16 protein-coding genes are annotated in these 24,520 nt (G+C 58.7%); 10 read left to right on the top strand and 6 right to left on the bottom strand.

The window, feature by feature from the left end:
- Positions 1 to 17: 17 nt before the first annotated feature.
- Positions 18 to 2,585, bottom strand: a complete 2,568-nt coding sequence (locus LDN85_RS06130; RefSeq protein ID WP_223944890.1) for a LuxR family transcriptional regulator — start codon at positions 2,583 to 2,585, stop codon at positions 18 to 20.
- Positions 2,586 to 3,067: 482 nt separating this feature from the next.
- Between LDN85_RS06130 and LDN85_RS06125 the strand changes: the two genes are divergently transcribed.
- Both LDN85_RS06125 and LDN85_RS06120 read left to right on the top strand, forming a co-directional pair.
- Entirely contained in the window at positions 3,068 to 3,691 is a 624-nt protein-coding gene (locus tag LDN85_RS06125; RefSeq protein WP_223944889.1) for an ATP-binding cassette domain-containing protein, read from the top strand.
- Positions 3,688 to 4,629 (top strand): hypothetical protein, encoded by a 942-nt coding sequence (locus tag LDN85_RS06120; protein ID WP_223944888.1) that lies wholly within the window; start codon positions 3,688 to 3,690, stop codon positions 4,627 to 4,629. Before LDN85_RS06125 ends, LDN85_RS06120 begins: the two co-directional genes overlap by 4 nt.
- 76 nt (positions 4,630 to 4,705) lie before the next feature.
- Here LDN85_RS06120 and LDN85_RS06115 read toward each other — a convergent pair whose 3' ends face one another.
- On the bottom strand, positions 4,706 to 4,909 hold the full coding sequence (locus tag LDN85_RS06115; protein ID WP_011773907.1) for a cold-shock protein: 204 nt from the start codon (positions 4,907 to 4,909) through the stop codon (positions 4,706 to 4,708).
- A gap of 303 nt (positions 4,910 to 5,212) precedes the next feature.
- Here LDN85_RS06115 and LDN85_RS06110 point away from each other — a divergent pair, with 303 nt between their 5' ends.
- The 7 genes from LDN85_RS06110 (at position 5,213) to LDN85_RS06080 (ending at position 14,152) form a co-directional block, all read left to right on the top strand.
- Positions 5,213 to 6,655 carry a DUF3375 domain-containing protein gene (locus LDN85_RS06110; RefSeq protein WP_223944887.1) on the top strand — a complete coding sequence of 481 codons (1,443 nt, stop codon included), beginning with the start codon at positions 5,213 to 5,215 and terminating at the stop codon, positions 6,653 to 6,655.
- Positions 6,652 to 7,245 (top strand): DUF4194 domain-containing protein, encoded by a 594-nt coding sequence (locus LDN85_RS06105; protein ID WP_223944886.1) that lies wholly within the window; start codon positions 6,652 to 6,654, stop codon positions 7,243 to 7,245. The genes LDN85_RS06110 and LDN85_RS06105 overlap by 4 nt, the downstream gene beginning before the upstream one ends.
- Complete coding sequence (locus LDN85_RS06100) at positions 7,242 to 10,652, top strand: ATP-binding protein (protein WP_223944885.1); 3,411 nt, start codon at positions 7,242 to 7,244, stop codon at positions 10,650 to 10,652. Before LDN85_RS06105 ends, LDN85_RS06100 begins: the two co-directional genes overlap by 4 nt.
- The gene (locus tag LDN85_RS06095; protein WP_223944884.1) at positions 10,642 to 11,901 is read left to right on the top strand and encodes a DUF3322 and DUF2220 domain-containing protein; all 1,260 of its coding nucleotides are present in this window, start codon (positions 10,642 to 10,644) and stop codon (positions 11,899 to 11,901) included. Before LDN85_RS06100 ends, LDN85_RS06095 begins: the two co-directional genes overlap by 11 nt.
- Positions 11,902 to 11,943: 42 nt before the next feature.
- Positions 11,944 to 12,213, top strand: a complete 270-nt coding sequence (locus LDN85_RS06090) for a DUF1778 domain-containing protein (RefSeq protein ID WP_223944883.1) — start codon at positions 11,944 to 11,946, stop codon at positions 12,211 to 12,213.
- Positions 12,210 to 12,740 (top strand): hypothetical protein, encoded by a 531-nt coding sequence (locus LDN85_RS06085; protein WP_223944882.1) that lies wholly within the window; start codon positions 12,210 to 12,212, stop codon positions 12,738 to 12,740. The genes LDN85_RS06090 and LDN85_RS06085 overlap by 4 nt, the downstream gene beginning before the upstream one ends.
- Positions 12,741 to 13,063: 323 nt before the next feature.
- On the top strand, positions 13,064 to 14,152 hold the full coding sequence (locus LDN85_RS06080; RefSeq protein ID WP_223944881.1) for an NAD(P)-binding domain-containing protein: 1,089 nt from the start codon (positions 13,064 to 13,066) through the stop codon (positions 14,150 to 14,152).
- A 9-nt stretch (positions 14,153 to 14,161) separates the two neighbouring features.
- On the opposite strand, the gene LDN85_RS06075 is transcribed toward LDN85_RS06080, so the two are convergent.
- The 4 genes from LDN85_RS06075 to LDN85_RS06060 form a co-directional block, all read right to left on the bottom strand.
- On the bottom strand, positions 14,162 to 16,225 hold the full coding sequence (locus tag LDN85_RS06075; RefSeq protein WP_223944880.1) for an FG-GAP-like repeat-containing protein: 2,064 nt from the start codon (positions 16,223 to 16,225) through the stop codon (positions 14,162 to 14,164).
- A 214-nt stretch (positions 16,226 to 16,439) separates the two neighbouring features.
- Positions 16,440 to 18,260 (bottom strand): alpha/beta fold hydrolase, encoded by a 1,821-nt coding sequence (locus LDN85_RS06070; protein WP_223944879.1) that lies wholly within the window; start codon positions 18,258 to 18,260, stop codon positions 16,440 to 16,442.
- A 291-nt stretch (positions 18,261 to 18,551) separates the two neighbouring features.
- On the bottom strand, positions 18,552 to 19,778 hold the full coding sequence (locus LDN85_RS06065; RefSeq protein ID WP_223944878.1) for an McrC family protein: 1,227 nt from the start codon (positions 19,776 to 19,778) through the stop codon (positions 18,552 to 18,554).
- Positions 19,778 to 22,759: an AAA family ATPase gene (locus LDN85_RS06060; RefSeq protein ID WP_223944877.1), complete on the bottom strand. Its 2,982-nt coding sequence runs from the start codon at positions 22,757 to 22,759 to the stop codon at positions 19,778 to 19,780. Before LDN85_RS06060 ends, LDN85_RS06065 begins: the two co-directional genes overlap by 1 nt.
- Before the next feature lie 639 nt (positions 22,760 to 23,398).
- Here LDN85_RS06060 and LDN85_RS06055 point away from each other — a divergent pair.
- Positions 23,399 to 24,520, top strand: coding sequence for a DUF3320 domain-containing protein (locus tag LDN85_RS06055; protein ID WP_223944876.1), 1,122 nt, complete (start codon positions 23,399 to 23,401; stop codon positions 24,518 to 24,520).

Genomic DNA, 24,520 nt, shown 5'->3' with positions numbered 1-24,520 from the left:
CGTTGGGAGAATTGCTTTCAGCTTATCCCGGCTCCTCTTGGCGGAAGTGAATTCCCAACCAGCATGAAGAGTCCATTGCGGGACGTTGCGCCGGTCTTGCGCAGTGCATTGGAGATGTGGTTTTCCACGGTCCTGGCGCTGATGCCCAGGTGTTCGGCAATCTCCACGTTGGTGCGGTGTCCTGCCAGCACGGCCACCTCGATCTCCCGTTCAGTGAGCGGTGTGGTCCTGAACGAGTTGAAGGAGAGTTGCTCGTTGGCTGCCGGGAACCTGACGGCGAACATGGACGAAGCCTGAGCCATGGCGTCTGCAGCGGCAGTGTCCCCTTCTATGACGTGCCTCTTGAGCGCGCCACGGAGAAGCATCCCCACTTGGTAGGTGTCGATGTCAGGTTCGTAATGCATCAGCAAGAGACCGAGAAGCTTGTGGTCACCTTCCACCACGGCGGTTGCGATGCCGATGAGTTGATCGTGAATCGTGACGCCGCTGTCCCGCAGGATCTTCTGCAACAGATCCAGGACCGGACGCCCCGGGTTTAGGCAGGTGCACAGCAGTGCAGTCATCAGGGCTTCCAGAACGTAGCCGCTCTTCAGCTGGCGCCGGACGAGCTTCGCGGCCTTGCGGTCAAACGTGGACGGCTGAGCGCTGTTGTGGGCAACCAGCTCATAGGCTCCCTTTCCAACACCAGGTAAGGGTCCGACGTCGGGCACTTCAGTCCGCGCCTGCGCGGCAATTGAGAGGGCCGGCGGCGTGGCAGTGGTTGCGTGGCGTAGGCCCGCGAGGCGCAGCATCGCATCGTAAAGGGCATCGACCACGAAGCCAGGCCTGCCCATCGCGAAGACGCTGCTCATGAGGTATTCGGCTTCTTCAAAGTGCCCGCGATACAGCAGTCCGTGGGCGGCGATGTAGCTGCTGGTGATCACGCCGAATTGGTCCAGGTTCTTGCGTGCTTCGGTCCGCCAGTCCAGAGCGAAGACAAGGGATTCCTCAACGCGTCCGGAAGCGAACATAGCGAAGCCGCGGATGAACGGCCGGAGGTGGGAGAAGGCGTCGTCATCATTCTGGCCTTCGACGGCGTCGTAAGCTGCGGCTGGCCTGAAACGGTAGAGCTCCAGTAGCCCGTGGACCAAGCCGCCCATCCCGGAAGGTTGAGGCTCCAAGGCATTGAGCGGCGTGGCCGCAGGAACCCGGCCGTGCGAGGCACTGAGGAAAGTGATCGCGTGGTCGACTTCTTCGGCAAGGTGCGGGTGATCGGCTGCGACGCTTTGGAGAATCTCGACGGCGGCGCCGGGGCCGAGTCCTGTGTGGACGGCGAGCATCGCGCGGGTAATGGTGACGAAGAGGAGGTCCTTGGGATCGGCGTCGGACGTTGTGGTTTCGTCGCAGATTCGGACCGCCCGCCGGACGTCAACAGGGGCACCCCAATAGATCCGGAGCACGGATGCGGCGTTGGCGGCGTTCTTGTTGGCTTCCCACCGCTCGAAACGGATACGTTCCCTTGCGGAACTGTGGTCGTGGAAGTGGCGGGCGGTGACGGCGTCGCCGTCGCCCCTTTCAGCTCTCAAGGTAGCCAGGACGCGGACGAGGCAGTCTGCCGTTGTCCGGTTTTCCTGCTCTGCCCCCGGTACGGCTTCCAGCACACCGGCGATCTTTCTGCGCAGGAGTTTCCGGTCCCTGAGGTTCTTGTTGCCGCTGAAGTAGTCAGCGATGACGGGTGGGCTGATGGCGGCGATGGAGCCATTGTGGTGATCGTCCATGACGGAGAGAAAGCCCCTGCGTTCGAGGCCTTCCAGTGCCTCGGGCTGGATGACTTTTTGAAGGACGTCCACGCGGGCGGTTCCGAGGATTGCCATGGTGTGCAGGGCTGTGAACTCGTCTGCGCTGAGCTCCGCCAGGAGCGACTCGAGCGTGCCCCGCAGGTGCTCGTTCCAGAGGGTGTTGCTGGTCATCCCCCACTGCTTATCCTTCATGACCAGCAAGTTGCTCAGGGACGCGGTCTCGGCGATCCGCACGATGAGGCGGGGGTTGCCGGCAGACTTGGTGAGTATCCGGGCTGTGGTGTCCGCATCAGCCGGGGCACCGAGGACGTGTGCGATCAGCATGTGAACCTGCTCGTAGTGGAGCGGGTCCAGTTGCAGATGTGCCTCGCGGCCGTTGTTGAGGATGGCCAGCTGCCCTTTGGAAAAGGCCCAGGTTTCGGGGGCCGTGGCCACCATGGGGCAGGTGGATCGGCGTCGAACCGCCTCCAGAACTGCCAGTGATTCGCTGTCCACCAGGTGGAGATCGTCGACGACGAGAAGGTGCTTCCCGTTGGTGGCCAGCTGACTGGTCAACACGTCCGCGATGTCGAACACGCCGCTGCGGCCAGGCCTCAAATCCAGCCCGAGTCCTTTGATGGCTGCATACGGGATGGTGCGGTGCGTGCGCAGTCCGGTGATGAAGTGAACGGCTACGCCGGTCTTTTCCAAATTGCTCATGACACTGCGGACTACTGACGTCTTGCCGCTGCCCGGGGCGCCGACGACCCTCACGCCGATCCCGCGTGCGACGTAGTCGAGGATTCGCTGAACCTCAGAATCGAACACTCGACCCAACCTTCTGTTTCTGTGGATGCCCGACATGCGGCTCACTTCGCAGGCTAGATCGAGAAAACGGGACTAGGTGGCAAAACGGCCTTGCACAGGCCGATTTGGGACCGTCTAGGTGGCGATTTGGGCAAATCTAGGTGGTGGCGGGACTCGTCTAGGTGGTGGGGCTGTTCGGTAGTCAGGTGATCCATGGGATGCTCCCTCAGCTCTGTTGGTGGATTACCTCCAACGCTACGGAGGGCTGAGCGAGAGTTACATGGGTGTAATTCGCTATGTGGATATGTATTCGAACTATCGTTTCCTGACTAGGAAATATGTTCTATATAGGCTTTCGCAGGCACGCTACCGGGCAGCCCGCCGTCGCATCGCATTTGACACAGGCCAGCTCGCAGGATGAGAGTGTTGCTCAATCACCCGGAACCGTCAGCGTGAAGGGGTGATTCTCGGGCATTCCATTGTGGGGGGACAAATGAGGATCAATGCTGCGCATCACCAACCTGTCCAAGAGCTACGGCCGCCATCGCGTGGTCAACAACGTCAATCTCCTAGTTCCGTCGACCGGAATCCACCTCATCCGGGGTGAAAACGGAACCGGCAAAACCACTCTCCTCAAGTGCCTCGCGGGGCTGGAGCGGTTCACCGGAGAGGCGACCTGGCACAAAAGCGATCTCCGCGACTATGTCACTGCAGCCTTCGCTGATTCAGCCCTTCATGAGCGCCTCACGGGAGTGCAGAATCTGAGCGCACTCCTGGACATCCCCCGGCGTCAGGCCGTTGCCCATCCCACCATCAGGACATTCCTCAGCCGCGATCTGCTGAATCGGAGATCGTCCACCTACTCGTTGGGGCAGCGAAAGAAGCTCAAGCTGGCAGCGGCTTTCGCAAGTGGCCGGCCATGCATTCTGCTGGACGAGCCGAACGCAGGCCTTGATGAGCCTGGGAGGCGTGCGCTTCGCCAAGCGCTCGAATCCGCTGAAGCGAGCACTTGTGTCATGGTCTTTGATCATAACTACTCCCCTTACGGAGACCTTGCCTCTTCCAGCTTCACCATTCGCCGAGGGAAAGTCCGTCTCGACCGGGAACCCGGGGCGCTCGTTCGATGAGCAAGTATCTGCAATCCCTGAGAACAGAACTCCGATACCAGCTCTGGAGCAATGCCTTGGTTCTACCCATCGGCGGTTTGGCAGCGTCGCTGGTCTTCGCCTTCGTCGGGAGCATCAGCAACGTCACGGCCACACTGTCGAGGCTGCAGACCTCGGAGGCACACGCTGCGGAAAATGGCCTGTCTTTGGGCGCAGCCATGGAACAACCAAACAACGTCCTCATCCAAGGCGCCCAACGTATCGTGGACAATCCCCTCCGCTTTGACTACGAGGCCGCCTACTTCGCCGACCGCGCCCTGGAGGGTACTCATGCCATCGGCACAGGGCTGGAGATGATCACTTTCTTGGTCATCCCGCTGCTCTTCTTCATCTATGGATGCGGGACAGCCGTGGGCGATGTTCGCCGGCGGATTCTGAAGGATCGAATTGTTGCTCAGGACGCTGCGGCCTATGTGGCAGGGAAGCTGACAGCAATCGCATTGGTTTCAGTGGCGGCGGTGGTCCTAGCAGCCTTACTGAGCTGGGGTGCAGCGCCGGCACTGAGGGCGCTCTTCCTACAGGGCAATAGCCACGACTTCATCTATTCAGTCAACGACGCCGGTGCTGGCAACCCCATCATTCAGATCGCGTTCGCCAGTGCTGTAGCCATCGGATTTGGTTCGTTAGGGCTCTTTACTGGGCTCGTGGCCAGGAGCATGCTGATCCCTTGCTTGGCCGCCGGCGCATTGCTCCTGCTGCTACCCTTCGCGGGTCCCTACGATCCCCGCAACATCCTTACGGCTGCGGCAGAAGGCGTCTTCAACTACTGGGGCGGATTTAACCCACGTGCGCCTTTTCCAGTGTGGACTGAGCTCGGGGTCTTGCTGTCCGTAGCGGCCTTGGTCCTGGTGGCTCTGGTCTCGACGGCGGCCTGGTCACGGATGTCGAAGTTCGTCTAATCCAGAATCACCGCTTTGAGGGCAAACAAAAGCAGGGCCGGTCAATGACCGGCCCTGCTTCTTTGTTATCCGAAGACTAGATAGCCTGGATGTTTACTGCCTGGGGACCCTTGGGGCCCTGCTCGACGTCGAAGGAAACCTTCTGGTTCTCTTCGAGGGAGCGGTAGCCCGAGGAGTTGATCGCAGAGTAGTGAGCGAAAACGTCCTGGCTGCCATCTTCAGGAGAGATGAAGCCGAAGCCCTTTTCGGAGTTGAACCATTTCACGGTACCTGTAGCCATTTTTTTCAGTCCTTACTGAAGGTGGAGATGCTCCCGACTTTCGGGTCTCCGGTGTGGGGTGTTCTCCACCGTTACTTCAGAAGGTCACGATCCAGAGGGACCGTGGGGACTGCCTGAACTACCAAATGCCAAACACAACAACACCGTCAAGTCTACAGAGTTCTGAGCAGATAGCTAGTGCTGGGAAATATTTATCCATCCGGTGGTGATCGGAGGACTCAAAAAGTGTCAGGGATCTGGCTTAGCCTGTGAATCAGGAGACTGGCAAGAAGCTGGTACAGACCCGGATCATCGAGAGATCATATGGACTTCTACGCCATCAATGCGCTGCGTGAGAACCACGCAGGTTGGGCACTTCTCCGCGCCCAGAACGCGCCATTGGCCCTGCACTTCTTCATAGCCGCCTTCACGGGCCCCAACCAACGCAACGTTGGGCGCCAGCAGCTCTTGGATACGTTGGACGATGTCCTGTTCGGAGTCCGGGAAACCTTCGGCGAGGACAGGTTTCCCCGCAGCGCCGCTGAATACCTTGACGACTGGGCAGACCCGGAACGCGCCTGGCTGCGGAAATATTACGTCCCGGGTGCGGACGAGCCCCACTTCGATCTCACCGCCGCAGCGGAGGATGTCGTCAGATGGGTGGAGAGCCTCAAGGGCCGCGATTTTGTCGCCACGCAGTCCCGGCTCACCAGCATCTTCGCTGTCCTGAAAACACTGGTGCAGCAATCCGAAACGGACCCCGAGGTGCGGCTTGCCGAACTCCAACGGCAAAGGGACCAGATTGATCACGAGATGGATCGGATCCGGGGCGGAGACGTCAAAGTCATGACGGGCCCGGAGGCCTTGGACCACTTCCAGCAGCTCACCGCTTTGGCCAAGGATCTACTGTCCGATTTCCGTGAGGTCGAGCAGAACTTCCGGAAACTGGACCGCCAGGTGCGGGAGCAGATCGCCACTTGGGACGGTAGCCAGGGTGAACTTCTGGACACTATCTTCGCCAACCAGCAGGACATCGGCAGTTCCCTTCAAGGCCGCACGTTCCAAGGCTTCTGGGACTACCTGATGTCACCCCAGCTCAGAAACGAACTCAGCGACCTCCTCAGGAGGGCCACCCACATTGAGGCGTTAGCGGGATCAGAGAACCTCCATGCCATCACCAACCTGCATCAGGACTGGCTGCCGGCAGTTGAACAGACTCAGGGCACAGTCAGGCAGCTGTCACAGCAAATGCGGAGGCTCCTTGACGACAAAGTGTTTCTGGAGAACAAACGCATTATGCAACTGATCCGAAGCATCGAGACGAGCGCCCTGGACACGAGGGAGCACCCGCCGTCGAGCGTTCTTATGGACCTGGAAGCGTCGTCTGTGGACGTCGCGCTGCCGTTCGAACGGCCACTATATGAACCCGGCAGCCGCGTGATGGTGGTGGATGAAGTAGTGGCGGCGGATGATCAAGACCTTGATGCGAGCGCGCTGTTCAATCAGTTCCATGTAGATAGGGAGCGGCTGAAATGGAACATCGATGACGTCTTGGAACGCAAAGACCAGGCAACTCTCGAAGAGGTTACCGACGCCCATCCGTTGACTCAAGGACTCGCGGAACTCGTCCAGTACTACCAGCTTGCGGTCGAGTCGGACTGGGCCACCATCGATCCGGAGACGACTCAGAACCTTCGGTGGCAGCTCCCGGACGGAACGCTAAAGGAAGCAACCATGGACCAGATCATCTTTGTGAGGCCGGCATGAGCACTGAACCAGCAAGCACACCCGACGAGCTGCCCGCCGTAGTGACGCGGCTGTTCAAAGGTGTGATGTACGCAGAGGCTGACCAGAAGATGTGGCAATCCCTGATCACGTTGACGTCCCAGGTGAGGGACTATGTGGCGGTTCTTGGCCTCAACTTGATCGTCGATGAGTCGGAAGGCTACGCGTTCCTCAAGTCACGTGAGGATCCCGAAGGTGTCCTCCCCCGGCTCATCCCACGCCGGCAACTCACGTTCGATGTCAGCCTGATGCTGGTCCTGCTCCGAAAGCGGATGCTGGAGTTCGACACCAACAGCAGTGAACTCCGGCTCATCATGACAGAGATGGAAATCAAGGACATGGTGTCCGTTTTCCTGCCCGAGTCCAGCAATGAAGCCCGGCTCCGGGACCGGCTGGGAACCAACATCAAAAAGGTGTTGGAGCTCGGCTTCCTGCGGAGGCTCAAAGGCCAGACCGAAGCCTACGAGGTCATGCGCATCGTCAAGGCCTACGTCGACGCCCAGTGGTTGGAAGAGTTCGACGCGCGGCTGGCGGACTACCGCGACTCACTCACCGGAGGCAACAAATCATGACCACCGACGTTCAGGACACGCTGTTCAGCATCGAGGAGACACCGGATAAGGAGCACGACGACGTCCTGCCGCCCGGGTTTCGGCTCCAGCGTTTGGAGCTGCTCAACTGGGGCACTTTCCATGACGGAGTGCGGACGTTCCGTTTGGACAGTGCCAACAGCCTGCTGACCGGAGATATTGGCTCCGGGAAGTCCACTGTGGTGGACGCGATCACCACGCTGCTTTTGCCGGCCAACCGGATCGACTACAACAAAGCCGCTGGTGCGCAGAAGCGCGAACGGACGCTGATGTCCTATGTTCGCGGCTATCACAAGAGCACCCGCAGCACAGGCGGCGAGTACTCCAAACCCGTCGCGCTCCGGGCGCCCGGCACCCTCACAGTAGTTCTCGGCATCTTCCACAACGCCGTGCTGGAGAAGACCATCACCTTGGGCGTCACATTGTGGACCATGCAGGAAGCGGGCACACCCACGCGCTTCTATTCCCTGGCGGAAGGAGAGCAGTCCATTGCGGAGGATTTTTCCAACTTCGGGCAGGATCCCGCAAAGCTGAAGAAGAGACTGAAGGCCAACGGCGTCAAGGTGGAAGACACCTTCGATCCATACGCGGCGGCTTTCAAGCGAAACTTTGGCATCAGCGGCAATCAGGCCATGGAGTTGTTCCATAGGACCGTCTCCATGAAGCAGGTGGAGAACATCACCCACTTCGTCCGGACCAACATGCTGGAGGACGATGATGTTGAGGCGAGGATCAGCAAGCTGATCGGCCACTTTGATGACCTCAAGAAGGCGCACGAAGCCGTGGTTCGGGCCAAGGATCAGATCGACCTGTTGCGGCCGATCTGTGCCGGGGCGGCCAGTCACCTCAAGCTCAGCACCGAAGAAGAACTTGCCCGCCAGCAGCGCGATCAGCTGCATTCGTGGTTCACCGATCAGCAATTGATCCTGAGCCTGGAGCATCAGGGCGAGCTGGACCGAACAGCGCAAAAGCTCCGCGAAGACAGCACCCACGTCGCCTCGGACATCGCCCGGCTTCGGCATGACCTCTCGATCGTTCAAGAGGACATCCGGACAAGTGGCGGTGGCCGTCTTGCTGCTATCGACGCTGAGGTGGCACAGCTTGAAGAGTTGTCCCAGACGCAACGAAAACGATTCGAGCAGTACGCGAGTGCCGTCGTCGAGCTTGGGCTGGTCACGCCCAATGACCGGGTGCTGTTTGAGGCGAACCGTCAGCAATTGGAGCAGGTGGAGCAGGACCTGGCTGCTACCACGGCCGAGTTGCAGGATCGGCGTACGGCCCTCCATTCGGAGGTCCTTGCGCTGGACTCTCGGCGGGAGGACCTGGACGCTGAATTGACGAGCCTTGGTTCGCGCCAGACCTTGCTGGGCCGTCAGCAGTTGGAGCTTCGTCGCCGTATTTGCGAAGGCACAGGGATTGCTGAGGCGGCACTGCCCTACGCTGCCGAGCTCCTGCGTGTCCGCGATAGCGAAGCTGAGTGGCAGGGCGCTGCCGAACGAACGCTCCGGAGCTTTGCGTTACAGCTGTTGGTATCCGCTGAACATTATGCTGCCGTGAGCTCGTGGGTGGATGGGAATGACCTCAAGGGCAAACTGGTGTACCGCCGGGTTGGCGATTCCTATCCGCAACGGATGCCTGCGGTGGGGACGCTTGGCGCGAAGATCGCCATCAAGCAGGGTACGCCGTTCCGCGATTTCATCCTGGATGAACTGAACACCAGGTTCGATTACGTGTGCTGCGAGAGCATGGAGGACTTCCGTCGGCTGCCAAAAGCCCTGACCATCAATGGCCAGTTGAAGGGCGCCCGTGGACGGCATGAGAAGGATGACCGCGCGGGGCTGATGGATCGTCGCAATTTTGTTCTGGGGTGGGACAACCATGACAAGATCGTGCGGATTCGTGCCGAACGGGATGATGTTGATGGCAAGTACCGCAGTGTTCGTGCCCAGCTTGCCAAGGTGGACGCGTCCCTGGGTGACTCAGGGCGGATGATCAAACTGCTGGGCAACGTCGGGTCCGTCACGGAGTTTTCGGAGATCAGCTGGCAACTGACTGCCCGCAGGGTCCAGGACCTGGTGGATGAAAAGCGTCAGCTTCAACTAGCCAGCAGCGTGCTCCAGCAGCTCACCGCCAAGAAAACCGAAATCGAGGACCGTATCGGGAAGCTTCAGGAACGGTCCGACAAGATTCGTGAACGAATCGGGGCAAACGATAAGGACGCCCGTGATATTGCAGCGGCAATCGTGGAATGTCGCCTGACTCTTCAAGGACAGCCGCTAACCAACGACGGCGATGTGCTGGCCGCCGTCGAACGGCTCACTACCGAGACCCTCGGGGACAGGGCGCTCACCTACCGGAACACCGTGTCCACCGAGAGCTCGGTTCGTTCGGGGCTGACCACCAGAATTGACGCGCTCACCAAGAAGATCGCGACGGCCGCGGCATCAACGGTGCGGCTGATGGCAGACTTCCGCAACAAATACCCCAACGAGACCACAGAAGTAGATGCGACCCTTGAGGCTGCCGATGAATACCTCGGGCTCTTGGAACAGCTTGAGCGTGATGACTTGCCCCGGTTCGAGGCACGATTCAAGGATTCACTGACGCAGAACACCATTCATGAGGTAGTGGCGTTCAACGCCTTCCTGGATAGCAGGCGGCAGGACATCGTGAACAGGATCGGCAAGATCAACCTGTCCCTGGCTGATATCGAATACAACCCTGGCAGACACATCCAGCTGGAACACCAGAACTCGACTGACCTGGATGTCCGGCAGTTCGGCATCGATCTAAGGGCCTGCTCTGAGGGAACCATTGGTGACGACGATCAGTACTCGGAGCAGAAGTATCTGCAGGTGGAGCGGCTGATTGAGCGGTTCCGGGGTCGAGAAGGCTTCTCCACCCTGGACGAGCGCTGGACTGCCAAAGTGACCGATGTCCGAAACTGGTTTACTTTCTCGGCGTCTGAGAAATGGACAGAAACCGGTGAGGAGTTTGAGCATTTCACGGACTCCGGAGGTAAATCGGGTGGCCAAAAAGAGAAGCTTGCGTACACCATCCTGGCGGCCGCCTTGGCCTTCCAGTTCGGGTTGGCTTCCAGCAAAGGATCCGCACGAAGCACCGGCCCCGGAAAAGGCAGGAGCTTCCGCTTTGTGGTGATCGACGAAGCCTTCGGTCGAGGCTCCGACGAGTCTGCCCGTTACGGCATGGAATTGTTCCAGCGGATGAAACTCCAGCTCCTGATCGTCACCCCGCTGCAGAAGATCAACGTGATCGAGCCGTTTGTGGCGCACGTGGGCTTCGTTGCGAATACGAACGGTAACGATTCCCAGCTGCGCAACATGACCATCACCGAATACCGAGAGGAACGGGAGAAGCGTGCCGTCTAAGACTTCCCGGTGGACCTCGCTCGCTGCGCTTCGTTCGCTCTCCCTGACGGCGTGGGACCGTGGCCAACTCATGCGAGAGGCCTTGGAGCCCTCGGGTGTGTATCCACGGCGCCGGGCCTTGAAGCGGCCTTCCGCCACGGAGCTTCGAGACGATTACGCGGCCGCACGCGAATGGGCTGCGGCTCTGTTCACCGCCGCTGGGCCTTACAGCCTCGAAACGGTCGACGTCGGCCGCACCACTATCGGGTCTAACCAGCTTCCCGCTGTGGCTGTGTTTGCATCAGCCGCGGATGAAGCAGCCTTTGTTGGCAGATCACGGGAGTTGGCTCGATTCCTGTCCTTGGCTGATTCGCTGGCTGGCTTGGACCCTTTGTTGCGGAGGTGGGCTGCTCGGCGGCCAAAGCCGCTCCTCGATCTGGGGGAAGCCGCGCTGACGGCTGCGCGTGTCGCCTCGTGGCTCCGGGAACATCCTTCTCCTGGTGTTTTTGTCCGGCAGTTGAGCCTTCCTGGGGTGCATACAAAGTTCATCGAAACTCACCGCAGGACTATCGATGAAATGGTGGCTGTGCTGGTGGGATCGCAGGCTTCTGCGCCGCTGGATGATCCAGCAGATTTGCCGATCGCCACGGATACCGATGAGGGTTTACTTGGTGCTCCGGCTGCCCGGACACCGGCAGCGCGTTTCGCTTCACGTCACGGATTCCTTCATCCGCCGGAGCAGCTGCGCTTCCGAATGCTGGACCCCTCAATTCCATTGCTCGGTGATGCCCGGGACGTGACGGTGACGGCGTCTGCCTTTCAGTCTCTTCGGCTCCCTGTGACGACGGTGATCATCACCGAAAACCTCGTGAACTTCCTCGCTCTCCCCGAGCGTGCCGGTGCCATGGCGATCTTTGGCAAGGGCTACGGCTTCTCCGCACTGCGGGACGCCGCTTGGTTGCGGGACTGCGAGGTGCTGTACTGGGGCGATCTGGACACCCACGGTTTTGGCATCCTGGATCAGCTCCGGGCAGTCCATCCGCAGGTAACGAGCGTGCTGATGGACGAAGCGACTCTGCTGGCACATCGTGAGATGTGGGGCGAGGAGACTTCGCCTTCGCGGGCTGCGCTGGGCCGGCTCACTGTTGAGGAGACGGGGGTTTACGAGGGCCTGCAGTCGGGCTCATATGGGGATCGGGTACGGCTGGAGCAGGAGTTGATTGGGTGGGAGTGGGCGTCGGATCACTTGCGACATAGACCCCCTGCCTAATGCCGTACAAATACCGTACACTCGAATGAGGAGGTAGAGACCATGTCGATGACCAAGACCCGACGACTGGAACTACGCACCGACGAGACCACCGACCAGTTGATCTCAGAGGCGGCGGAGTTACTGCACGTTTCCAAGACGGCGTTTGTCACTGATGCTGCCAGGCAGGCCGCGGAACGAGTAGTTGCACGCGCGGACACCACCCTCATGGCCCCGGAGATTTTCGACGCTATGATGGCTTCTCTCGACGTGGCCGACGAGTCGCCCGAACTGGAGACGCTGTCCAAGCTTCCACGGCTTATTCGTCGATGACCCAGCCCAGTTATTCAATAGTAAGGTTGGCCCCCGGAATGGATCTGGGGGCCTTCGACTGTGGCGAGGAGAGCTACAACCTGTGGCTCACAGAGCACGCCGCGAAATCAGTGGAATCTGGTGCCAGCATGGTCTACCTCTTCATTGAGAGCCAGATATCCACCGAGCAAAAGGTTGTTGGATACTTTGCCATTTGTCCGACGCAGGTGGTCCGGGACGATATGCCCAAGCCCCTCCAGCGGAATCTGCTGCGGAGCACACCCGCTTGGCTACTGGCAAAGCTTGCCCTTGACCGTTCTCTTCGCGGGGATTCTGAAAAGCGATGGGGCTGGCAACTCCTCAGAGTTGGATTGGAAACGATCGTTGAGGCCGCTTCACTAGGAGGCGGGCAGGTCATCGTGGTCGACGCTGACAATCCTGGACTGATTGGCTGGTACACCCGCCACGGCTTCAAATCCACGGGCGGAGATGATCTCCGCCTGTATATGAAGGTTGCGACTGCTCGAAAGTACCTTCTGGATAACTGAGCCGCACTGACAGCCGCAGCCCCGATGTCCGGAATGCCCAGCGCTGCTATACCTCGGGCCTGACTTTTCAGATCGCCTTTTTATCGCTGCTGCGTTTCGTCACCGTTGGTCGTGGCAGTGAGCCTGTCTTTGATCACCCAACTGGCAATTGACGGAGCGGCAGTCGCTATAAGGCACGCCGTCGCCCAGACGTTGTCCAATAGGCCGCTGACGAGCAGAAACAGGCTAACCGCGATCACCACCCACGTTGTGATGTCGAGAAGCCGAATCAATTTTGTAGTCGACATGTGCGAATCATCCCCCTAGATACGTTCCGAAAGCCTATGTCTTTTGGACACACGCGGCATCCTGCTACCTCGCATCGGGGACGTTCCAGCGGCAGCCGTTTCAGGTGCTCAGCCAGTAGAAATCCGTCTTCGTCCATCCCCTTACAGGTCTCCGAAGCGTACAGTTCACCCCATGGGACCGACCCTGGATACGGTCATCATCGGCGCAGGCCAAGCCGGCCTCACGACGAGCTACTGGCTCACGTAATTCGGCGTCGAGCATCAGCTCCTGGAACGTCGCGATTCCCCGGGCGGCGCCTTCCAGGACCGCTGGGACAGCTTCTACATGAATACCCCCAACCTTGCGCTGGAACTCCCCGGCATGCCGTACGACGGCGACGACCGGGACGCGTTCATCTCACGCATGCTGTCGTCAACCTCTTCAGGCGCTACGCAGAGCTTATTGCCGCTCCGGTCCACACGGGCGTGGAGGTGACCCGGCTATCCCCTGCGTCGGACGGCGCCTTCAATCTTGGGACATCGCTCGGGAACCTGCGGGCCAAGAACGTGGTCCTCGCGACGGGCGCATACCAAGTCCCCAAGATCCCCGCCCTGTCCGCCATGCTCCCCGCCGGCGTGACACAACTCCACACTCATGATTACCGCAACCCTGAGCAACTGCCGGAGGGCGCCGTGCTGATAGTCGGCACCGGTCAGTCAGGCGGACAGATCGCCGAGGAGCTCCACGCCGCCGGCCGCGAAGTCCACCTCTCCGTCTCAATCGTCCCCGAGGCGCCCCGGAGATACCGCGGCCAGGACCTCATCTACTGGATGCTCGAAACCGGCAAGCACGGTCCCGAGTTCGGCGTCAACGCCCTCACCCGCGAAGCACTCCCCTCCCCCGCCGCCCGTTTCGCGCCGAACCCCCTGCTCTCGGGTACCGACGGTGGCCACGCCATTCACCTCCGCGAACTCGGCTGTCGCGGCATGCACCTACATGGTCATCTGGAAACCATCGACGACGGCGACATCACCTTCAGCGACGACCTCGCCGACCCCCCCCACGGCATTTGGGGCGATCTTCGCGCAACAGTCGGGAAAGGCAATCGACGCACACATTTGCCGCGTACCTGCCGATACGCATAGCAGGGTCAGTTAGAGCACTGCCGTCATGATGTTCCAGCCGACGCCGACTTGTTTTCGTGGCAGTATCCAATGACCGCGTTCGCCTCTGGGGTAAATCCAGAGGTTACCAGACGAGTCTCGCGCCACGATGTCCACGTTCCCATCTCCATCGAAATCACCCGAAGAGGCAAGGGTAGTCATTACATTCCAGCCCGTTCCTATCTGGAAAGGGGCTTGCCATCCCCCGGTTCCGTTTCCCGGGTATAACCACAACGAACCGGCCGGATCTCGGGCAAGAACGTCGGCTGCGTTATCACCATTCAGATCACCTGGGCTGGTGATTAAACTCATCCCACCCCATCCGGTTCCAACTTGAGTGCGAGCAAACCAACCGGCTTTGCCGTTTCCAGGGTATAGCCAAAGCGCACCCGCATTGTCTCTGGCAAGCACATCGGACATGCCGTCACCGTTGAAGTCTTTGACGCCTTGGATGACGGACATCGCGTTCCATCCAGAGCCAATTTGTGTTCGGGGCAACCAACCACCTCGACCATTTCCGGGATACAACCAGAGGCCGCCTGAAATATCACGGGCCATGACATCAGTACTTTGATCGCCGTTGAAATCGCCACCACTTGTAATGGCTGACATGGAGTTCCACCCAGAACCTATTTGGAGTCTCGGCAGCCATCCTCCTTGGCCATTGCCCGGATACAGCCACAGCGTTCCCGTGGTGTCCCTAGCAATGACGTCGGCGTCACCATCGCCATTGAAATCCAACTTGACCGCGGGATCGGGCCCCGATTGAGCATCGAAATCGTAGCGGGCAAGTGCGAAGCTACCGACCCCTAAGGGCCTCGCGCTCGTTGCCGGCGCGTTTATGAACCCAGCAGCCACCACTCGGCCATCGTTCAAGGCCGCAGAGTCCATCATGTAAGCGCTACCTGCGGCGAAGTCGGTGGCTACCAGGCCGCTAATTCCAATGGACTTATCAACGGTGCGATCGGCATTCATCCTCCACAACGCAAATTTGTCGCGTCGGTCGTATGTTCCCCACCCGGCGACTATCACCCGATTGTTGTTGTCGACTTCCAAATCCGATATGTTCATGTCCGGAACCGTTAGCGCATCAAGTGGAGCACCTCTGGAAGTGTAGGCCACCAAAGTCGGGTACGAAGTTGCAATGAGAGTTCCGTCCTGAAAGCTCGCCACCGCCTGAACTTGCGGACTATTGAGACGGTGGATGACTCCAGACCCTGCCATTCGCGTGTCGGGTTGTCCCTCTGCAGTGAACTGAAAGATGCTGCCATACTGTTGGCTGTTCTGTTGCCCCTGAACAATGCGACCGCCGCCACCCGCGACGATGATAAAACCCTTCTTGTCAACGTCGATGTCTTCAGCTGCCCAGAAGACGGCGCCCTCCGGCAAGTTCACTGCGTCAAAGGTTGCAGCCAATCGTCCAGTTGAAGAAAAGCGCCAAACCCCGACTGCCACGTTTCCCGGTGACCCTGCTATCAGAATCGAGCCGTCCGTGGCCAATTCGAAAGCATCAAACTGGACTTCATTCGGCAGTCCCGGACCATTCGTCGGCAGAGTGGCCACTCCCGAAACTCCGAACGCCAGGTCTGGCTTCCCATCAATATTGAGTTGCCCAACGGCGGGAATACCATGGACCCCGTTCCGGGATATTGCTCCTAGAAGCAGCACTCGCCCATCAGGCCTGACCTCCAGGTCTTTCACGGCATGGAGGAAGGTCACGTCAACGACGCCAGCCTTGCCAAATGCTGGATCGGCTTGGCCGGAAGGCAGAAGCCGAACGACTATCGTCCGGCTTGCTTCCTGCGTCGCAACAATCCCCAAGATCAGCGTCCGATTTTTGGCATCGACGCCGGTTGCCAGCGCACCCGGTCCATTCGCCCCGCCAAAGTCGTTAACGTAAATGCCGGATTTCCCGAAAGTGGGGTCCAAGTGTTGGCTCGCAGAAGCCTGGGCAGCAGGCTCCCCCGCGACCCCGAGGGTTGATGCGCCAACCAAAGCGACTACGTAAGCGACCAGCACCCTAAGACGATTTCTCGACGATTTCTTCCTTGCCATTTGTTCAGTTTCCCCGTTTTCCTACACTTGAGTAAGTTACGAACAGTATTGTTATGTCCGATGGATGCCTCACCCATCTTGGTACTGATCTGCCCGTCGCGGCTGCTATTGCTTTACGGCATCAATTCTTCCCATCGAGCGGCAGCCCTTCTTTTGTTCCCCAACTCGGCCCCTGCACCTCTAAAGCTCCGTAGCTGACTCGTGCGATTCGTGGCTAGCCACCTTCTTCTGAAGCGTCAGCACGAGGCTCCAACCCGTGGTTAGTAAGGTATTTCAGCGTCCGCTCGATGGCGTCAATCTTCCGTTTCAGCTCCTTGAGCGCAGGCGCCGACGCATCAGAGAACTCATCAAGCCGCTCGTGTTCACGCCGCACCTCTATTTCGGTTTCCACGAGGACCGCCCAGAAGCCTCCGTCAGGATCTAGATGCTGCCGCTGGCGCAGAATTGCTGCAGCGAGCCGGCGCTCAATAACGCCAACAAGAGTTTCCGCCGTGGTTCCAGGACTGGCCAATCCGTATGCAATGCCGCCACCACCTGCCGTAACGAGTGTGCCCGCAGTTAGCAGGCCACCAATCATTCCGCCGGGACCGAAACTGGCTAAGGCGCTCGTGATCACTGCGGCTCCTGCAAGGCCTGGTCCAGCAGCGAGCGCCAATCCACCGGTCGCGACGACGATTGCTGCCGCGCCCGCACCAAAGGCACCCCACTTGATCCAGTTGACTCCGCGACTACCGCTGAGTGCTTCTTGCGCAAGCTTGGCCGCCACGAACACGTCGGCCCCGTACTGGCTTCCCAGCCCCATTTCGGCGGAGAGGTCTTCCATGGCTTCCTGCCACAGTCTTCTGGAAAAAGTGATCTCGAATGGACGTATGACGTTCTCTGCTGCCAGCACTGTCAGAAGGACAGCAGCTTCGCCTTTGGGAACATGACTGCTTGGAAGCGGCTCAGGTACCACCGCACCCAAATCGGAAACGTCGAATGCCAGCCTCGCAATTTCAGATGGTATCCCCCGGCCTTCGCGCGAGTTTCGTTTCTTGATGTCTTCGACGACCGACGCTTGCACTTGACGAAGCGCTCCCGCGAAACGATCATTCCCTTCGCCTTCCAAACGCGCCTTCAGGAGATAGGCATACCGTAGGGCCAGAAGTGCGAAGTGCTCAGTGGCGTCCAAGGGAATGTCAAGCCCGTTGTCGGCTTGTGCAACTTCAGTGGACTTAGACCCAAAAAGTGCAAAGCCGATGGCATCCACTACCGCGTCATTCGCGAGGTAACCGACGGCAGCGTGCGCGGCAATTAACACTTTATTCGTGTGAATACGAAAATCAATTAACCAAGGGAAGACGGATGACACTCCACGGTGGGCAGCTACGGGGTCGGCAGCATTCCAGAAGTTCACCCACCATGCCAAATTGGTCGGCGGCTCGCTCAACGTGTCACGAAGTTTGTCGACGTCGAATGCCCCACTCGCCAACGGGCTACCCATGGTGACCATACCCGCGACCTCAATACCAACGGGCAGACGCCGGAGGATGTCGGCTGCGATGACTGATCCCAGACTGTGACCAACGATCACGAGCCTTCCTGACTCAGGAAGTTTACTCAGAATGCGTTCCAGTACCTGTGCCCGAATTTTCGGATTAGTTAGGTAGTTGCGTGCTTGTTTGAGCAATGGCGACGCAACTGCAGCATCGACCAAAACGTCACTGCCGACGTAGCCGTTCCCTCTATCGTGACGCCCGAGCCTGTACTCCAGGGCTCCGATGCGACGCTCGAAGTCGCGTCGATTCTTTCTAGCTGCTTCCCGGAGAGGCTGCTTTACAGTCAAGCCCGGCAACTGGCACGGCTGGTCGGTGCCTTTTAGCAAATGTGCATATTTTGGGGCTATAACCCGAAATGACTCCAGCTCGGGGTAACCGAGCCGTGCCAAAGACTGCGTCAGCGCAACCATCCAGCGGTCCTCTGGGTCCCCAGTTCCCACTCCGTGCAAGAACAGCAAGATTGGTTCATTAGACAAGAAAAATCCCTTCGCATCCACCCTGGAAATCCTTAACGGCATGACCTGGCCTTTGGGCAAGCATAGTCATGAAAAAGGTGTCTTCCCGAAGAAACGAAACCTTGGTGCGTCTCACCGGCATAAGTCAAAGCGGTTTTACAAAATAACGCCGTAAGCCTAAAGCTTTCCTCGTGGCACCGAGGAGCAAGACCCCCCGTTTGACCCATCAGGATGACACGCTTACCAGCGCGCGGTTGTGCCACCGTCTTTCGATTGGGGCGACGTCATCTACGCCAACCTGGGCAAGCTTGGTAATTTCTCGGCCAAAGACTTTTAGGAGACCGCTGCCAGATGGACGTCGAATTCGCTATATGCGCGACTTGCTAATTCGCGAACCCGTGCCAGCAAGGCCTCCGGCTCCCGCGAAAGATCCAGCGGAAACTCCACCACGGATACTCCTGTGTTCAGTACTCTGCGGGAACGGGGGTTTCCCGCACCTGCGTAAACGAGCCAAGCACGCGGTACCCCAAGCGCGGTGCAGTAAGCCAGCATTTGGTAATGGTCCGCATTGGGATAAGCTCCACCGGCAGATGCGGCCTTGTACTTGGCATCGAAGATCATCGCCGGCCGTCCACGAACGGAGTGCACCACGTCCACATACATCCGTACTCTGTCGCTGCTCGGGTACCCGGGCTCTGCTTCATCCATGAAGACTTCGTATTGCCATTCGGTCAGCCCTGGGTATGGCTCCAGCGCCTCCTTTAGCGCGGTCGCAGCAAAGTCCTCAAACACGGTGGCCATGTTCACCACAAAAGACGCGACTGCACGGTGACCCATTCCAGCTTCGGCGGACATGTTCCGAAGGATGATCTCGGACAACCTCAATGCCGGCACGTAATGCCCGTTGATACGAGATTCGCTCCAAGACGGCAGCGGAGCTCCATGGTTCAAAGCCGAAACGCCGTCGAGTTTTGAATCCAAGTGCGCAAGTCGCGCAACAAGTGATTCAGTCAAACGGGGAACATGGAGCATCATCCGAATGGCCGCACGAAGAATCTGGTTTTCCACTACGTCCGAGGTGTAGTCGTCATAGGACACTTCTAGTGGCAAGAGCATCCCAGGCCGGCGGGTCATCTGATCGCCGACGCGAATGCGCCCTCTGACTGTTCGCAGTGATTCTTCCATGTGCACGTAGCCGTTGAGAGGGCCCCGTTCGAGTGCCCGTTCACCGTGCCTTGCAAGCGATTCACCCAGCGCAGCAAAGAGATCCTTATCCTCTTCCGCAGCCACGTTGTCTGGCCTAAACCCAGGGCCGGCGGCGTAGCCCAGCAAAAAGAGCAGCCTGCTGAGACCTACCTTTTCCTTAGGGTTCACCCTGACCAGAAGGTCATCGATCTGGACGGCTCCAACCTTGCCAGAAGGCAGAATTGTCCAAGCACCGTTATGGGCCGGGACAACGGTAACCAAACCCGTATCCCGCAGGGTGGCCGCTACATCGCGTTCCAGCACGACGGGCTCCGGGTAGCCCTGAAGCTCGTCGAGGATGATCTGCGTCTGCATTAGGCTTGGGCGTTGCCGGGGTCCGAAACATCGGCATCCAGGCCGTCTACACTGCTCGCCTTGCGCCGAATGGCGGCGAGGCCGAACTTCTCACGGATCTTTTCCCGACTCAATTGTCCGAAATAGTGTTCCTCGAGCAACGGCAACAACTCGTACCTCCAGATCTCGGCCAAGCCCTGATCAGTTTCCGCATGCTCCTTCATGAAGTATGAAGGCCCTATCATCAAGTCGCGCTTCGTGTCGCCTAGTTCGCTATTCAGTGCATTTAGGAGGTTGGCGCGTAGGGCCGGCTGCCCACTCGTCTCCAGAAAGCGCTCAAGCATGCCCGAGATCAAGCCTTCCTGTGGATGAAGCTCCACGAACGCGAAGCGCCGTCGAATCGCGGCGTCCACCATGGCAATTGAGCGGTCGGCCGTATTCATCGTGCCGATGATGAACAGATTCGGTGGCAGCACGAATGTCTGGTGCGGGTTGTACTGCAGGTTGATTCCTTGGTCACGGTACTCCAACAGGAAATACAGCTCACCGAAGATCTTGGCCAGATTCCCGCGGTTCATCTCATCGATGATCAGGAAATACGGCTTGTCACGGTTCCCGTCCAGCGAAGCCTCTGCGGCGATTCGCCGCAAAGGTCCGGGTTCCAGGCTGAAGCCAACATCCCCGCCGTCGGACTTCGCGGGACGATAGCCCTCAAAGAAGTCTTCGTACGCGTACGAAGGATGGAACTGTACCGTCTTGACGTGATCTCCGTGCTCCTCCCCCGCAAGGAACCGTGCGATCTTTCCCGCCAAGTAGGTCTTGCCTGTTCCCGGCGGTCCGTAGAACACAATCTGCTGACGTGTTTGTAGGAGCCGAATGACTTCGTTAATGTCGTCCCGCTCGACATGCAGTTTAGTTGCGAGGTCGGCGGTCGCTTCGCGCAGTTGAGGTACGACTGCGGGTTGTAGCGGCGTGGTCGGCCCCGGTTCGGTTACTGTCACCCCGGTTTCGGTCTCGAACCATGCTTTGATAATCGAGAGCCCATCTGTGAGGTCAACGACGGAGCCCTGTTCCTCCAACAACCGCGGCATCGGCGCCGGGAGATCATCATTAGCTATGGGTTCGCGGCGCCACGAGACTTGCCTACGCAAACGGGATGTCTCATCGTCCACGTACTCCGCTTCGCCGGTGATAACGCCCAAGTAGAGGTTGCTTTCGAAGGCTGTCAGGACGAAATCGTCCACCTTCATCTGGCTGAGGAATCGGTAGAACTCTTGGGCCCGGACTTTACGTTCCGCATAGTCGATGTGCTGATATCCGGCATTTACCGCGGCCTGTACCTCATCAAAATTGCTTCGAGGAGACGGTGAGCCGAGGTGCTGCGCCCTGAGGGAGGCGAAGTCCTTTCCGAGCCAGGAATCGGCCATCCCAACGCCGCCCTGATTTTGGCGAACCAGCCAAGCCCGTCGCCCCGAATTATCCGACGGCTGCCACTCGCTAAGGTACGGTTCGGCATACCACTCTACGTAGTCGTCCGAATCGCCCTGCTGAGCCCGACGGATATTGAGCAGGTCCTTGGCAATATCGAGATCGGAATCCCCGCTCGGCCCCCCGATAATTCCCGCGAACGCGTTGCGGATTTTGATCCGGTGATCACGGCTGACTATAGGCTGCAGGTGATCGGGCCACGCCAGAAAGTCGATGCAGTAACGGATTGTTGGCCAGTCCTTGGTGACCGCCTGCGTCAGTCCCATGAATGCCCACGGGTCCTCAAGAGCCACGTTGATTACGCTCGCAGGCTGCTCCGTAACGTGCTCCACAAAGCGGCTGAGCCAACCAACATGGTCTGCGACTTGAATATTGAAGCCTACTCCACCGTTGAAGGAGCCTTTAGCTTGAAGCCCTTGGCGGAGCACCTCCGGCAACTCGGCATCGGCCTCGGGCTCGGGCACCCACGATAGGACTTTCTCCACCCGGGCGATCTTCGTTGCCGGCGTAACGTTCTCCAGCGGAAATACCTGTAGGTAAACCAGCTCCGCAGCGAGAAGGACGGTCTCCCTTGGGGCGTCTGCCAGCTGTCGCTCCAACTTGGCCATGAAGGAGCCCGGGCCCACGTCGGTGTTCTTGCTCCGATTAGCAAGATCATTGGCCGTTTCCGACGTCCAGGTGTACGTGCGGCCGTCCGTAGGCGAAGGCTCGCCACGGAGACCGCTTCTAATGATCAGCTGGGCCGGAGTCTCGGCCTGCAACGTATCAAGAGGTGCTGCATTCACTTTGTCACCCCGCCATGCCCGGAATGCAGCACGGTCTTCAGGGCTCCATTCATCAGTCGGGTCCACATTCATGACAGTCCACATCAGTCCCTGCGCGTCCAAGCGGTCGCGAAGTGGAATGCCATGTTCGGGAGCCAGTCGAATAATTTCATCGAGCGCCTCCAAGAGCAGAGCATACCTACGTGCCGGATCGCCATTTGCACCTCGGTCTTCCCAGGCGACCAGCTTGAGGAATTTCTTGACCGCGCGTGCACGATAGGGAGGGAAGGTGAACGGGTCTCTGGCAAGCAAAAGAATCGAAGCGAATCCAATGATGCCTCCAACCGAGAACTGCTCCGGATTGTGCGGGCGGAGTAGTGCGGCGAAATCGTCGATGCAGCGAACTTCTGGCTCTCCATCCCAAAGCAGATCAATAGCTTGGCGAAGTTCTCCAGGCTTCGACCGGCCCAAATCGACCAGGCGCATCATGAAGTACTGGTTCACCAGATTCGACGACGAAATGTCGCGTCGCAGCACCTCAAACCATTCGGTGTCCCGGTTCAGGTAGATCTCACGGGCTTTTCTCAGGCGTTCTGCTAGGGCCATTTTGTAGTCGTACTCATCAGCGTCCAAGTCGACCGACTTAGCGAAGAGTGCCGCAAACTCCATGAACCGATCCCAGGGGGCATCGTTCATGGCAATGGCCGGCCTCACAAGCCGCCCCGGAGATCTACCATCAATAAAAGACATCTTCGAACTCCGTACTGTGTTCATTCAGTTCAACCAAAATATCCTGTGGTTGCAAAGCAGCCATGGACTGTCACGAGGCGCGTATGTCCATCTACATACCTAGCACTGTGGATACTTCCATCAGCACCCGACACGGGTACTCCGTCTAAATGACGCCTAGCCCTGGCACCGCATTCCGCGTCGGCATAGACATCGCTGACACGGCCTCATTCATCAGCCTTCGGAAAGCTGCCAAACACGACCAATCACTGTCAAGGCGCAAGTCTCTCCTCGGACGTTACGCGACTGTTTTCCCATCTGGCAACGTATGGCGATCAATGACCAGCAACGGACTACTACGACCGCGTGGCACCAGGCGATTCCTGCAACAGTCAGCACCTTCGCGATCCACTCGACGGAAACAGACCGCACGGGCTTTCGACGCGCCAGCGCACATTGTCCTTAGATCGGTCTGGCTTCCTTCATAGCCACGGCGGCGACACACCGACCGCAGGCAAGGAACGGGTCAAACCGGCGCGGCACCGATAGCCGTCATGCGCGAATCGTCGGATCCGCGGAACCTCTCGGCGTACTCCGAAGTGCGGAAATGTCGGAGCCTCCTACTACGCTTTCAAGTACAACACATTGATGGGGGCTACTATGAGCTACAACTCGAACGTTCAGACTGCACTGAGCCTGGTTTCTCAAGGCTTGGATCCTGTGATCCAAGAAGTCTTGGACCCACACCTTGGAGGCCTGGAATGGCCCATGGTGCTGCAAGAGCTTGACCGGATAAAGGGTCGTGCTGGTCGGACGTACTCGCGGACTGACGTCCAGTGCCAGCTGCGTGTCATTACAGAGCGACTCGGACCGCTCGGATTTCCTTTCGATGCCAACGATCCACACCGAAAGATGAGCATCTACGGTGGCGAGTTGCGGTTGGTTCGCAACCGATGGGCTCACAACGACGAATTCACCGCGCTGGAAGCCATGCGCGCTGTTGATACCGCATACATTCTTCTGACCAGCGTGGGCGATCAGGAACGGGCGAATCTCGCGGCGCTTGAACGTTCCCGGCTCCTCCAGACCTTGGTAGAGGCCGAAGCTACGTCCGATGCCGATGACGATGAGGTTGACAACGACTCCACGGCGGTTGCGACCCCAGACGTTCTCGTCCCTCCGGAACGTTTCAAGAAACCCCAGGAACGATTCGCCTCCCGGCAGACTATTTATGAACCTTGGAATGTCGTTGTCACTGGTGATGTTGACACTCTGGAGAACCTGCCGAAGAAGTCTGCAAAGGAATCTGTACGGGCAACGATTGAAGAAATCGTGGATTCAGAGGGGCCTATACACAGGGATCGTCTCACCAAGCTCGTGGGTTATACCTATGGTTTGAGCAAGGTGCACGAAGCCCGCGCAAGAAAAATTCTGTCGCAGCTAAGGGCATCCACCTGCTACACGGATAAGGACGGATTTGTGTGGCCTGATGGTATCGAGTTGTCCAAATGGATGATTTATCGCACGAATTCTGTGGGGACGCCTCGGAACTTCCTCGAGATCAGTCCTCGGGAACTTGCCAATGCCGCGTCGGATATTCTTCAAAACGGTTCTCTCGGTGAGATCGAATTGCGTCGGACTACACTCGAAATTTTTGGCCGAAAGAAAGCAAGTAAAGCCTTTATCTCTCACTTTGGCAAGGCCGTTAAACTCGCAAACCTTGAGGGGATATTCACTCAAGACCCTAGAACCGCCCTCTTCACTCTTCCCTCCGATGCTTAG

It is taken from the genome of Arthrobacter sp. StoSoilB20 (assembly GCF_019977295.1).
In the GTDB taxonomy this organism is placed as follows: Bacteria; Actinomycetota; Actinomycetes; order Actinomycetales; family Micrococcaceae; genus Arthrobacter; species Arthrobacter nicotinovorans_A.
This window is presented reverse-complemented; position numbering and strand designations above follow the sequence as displayed.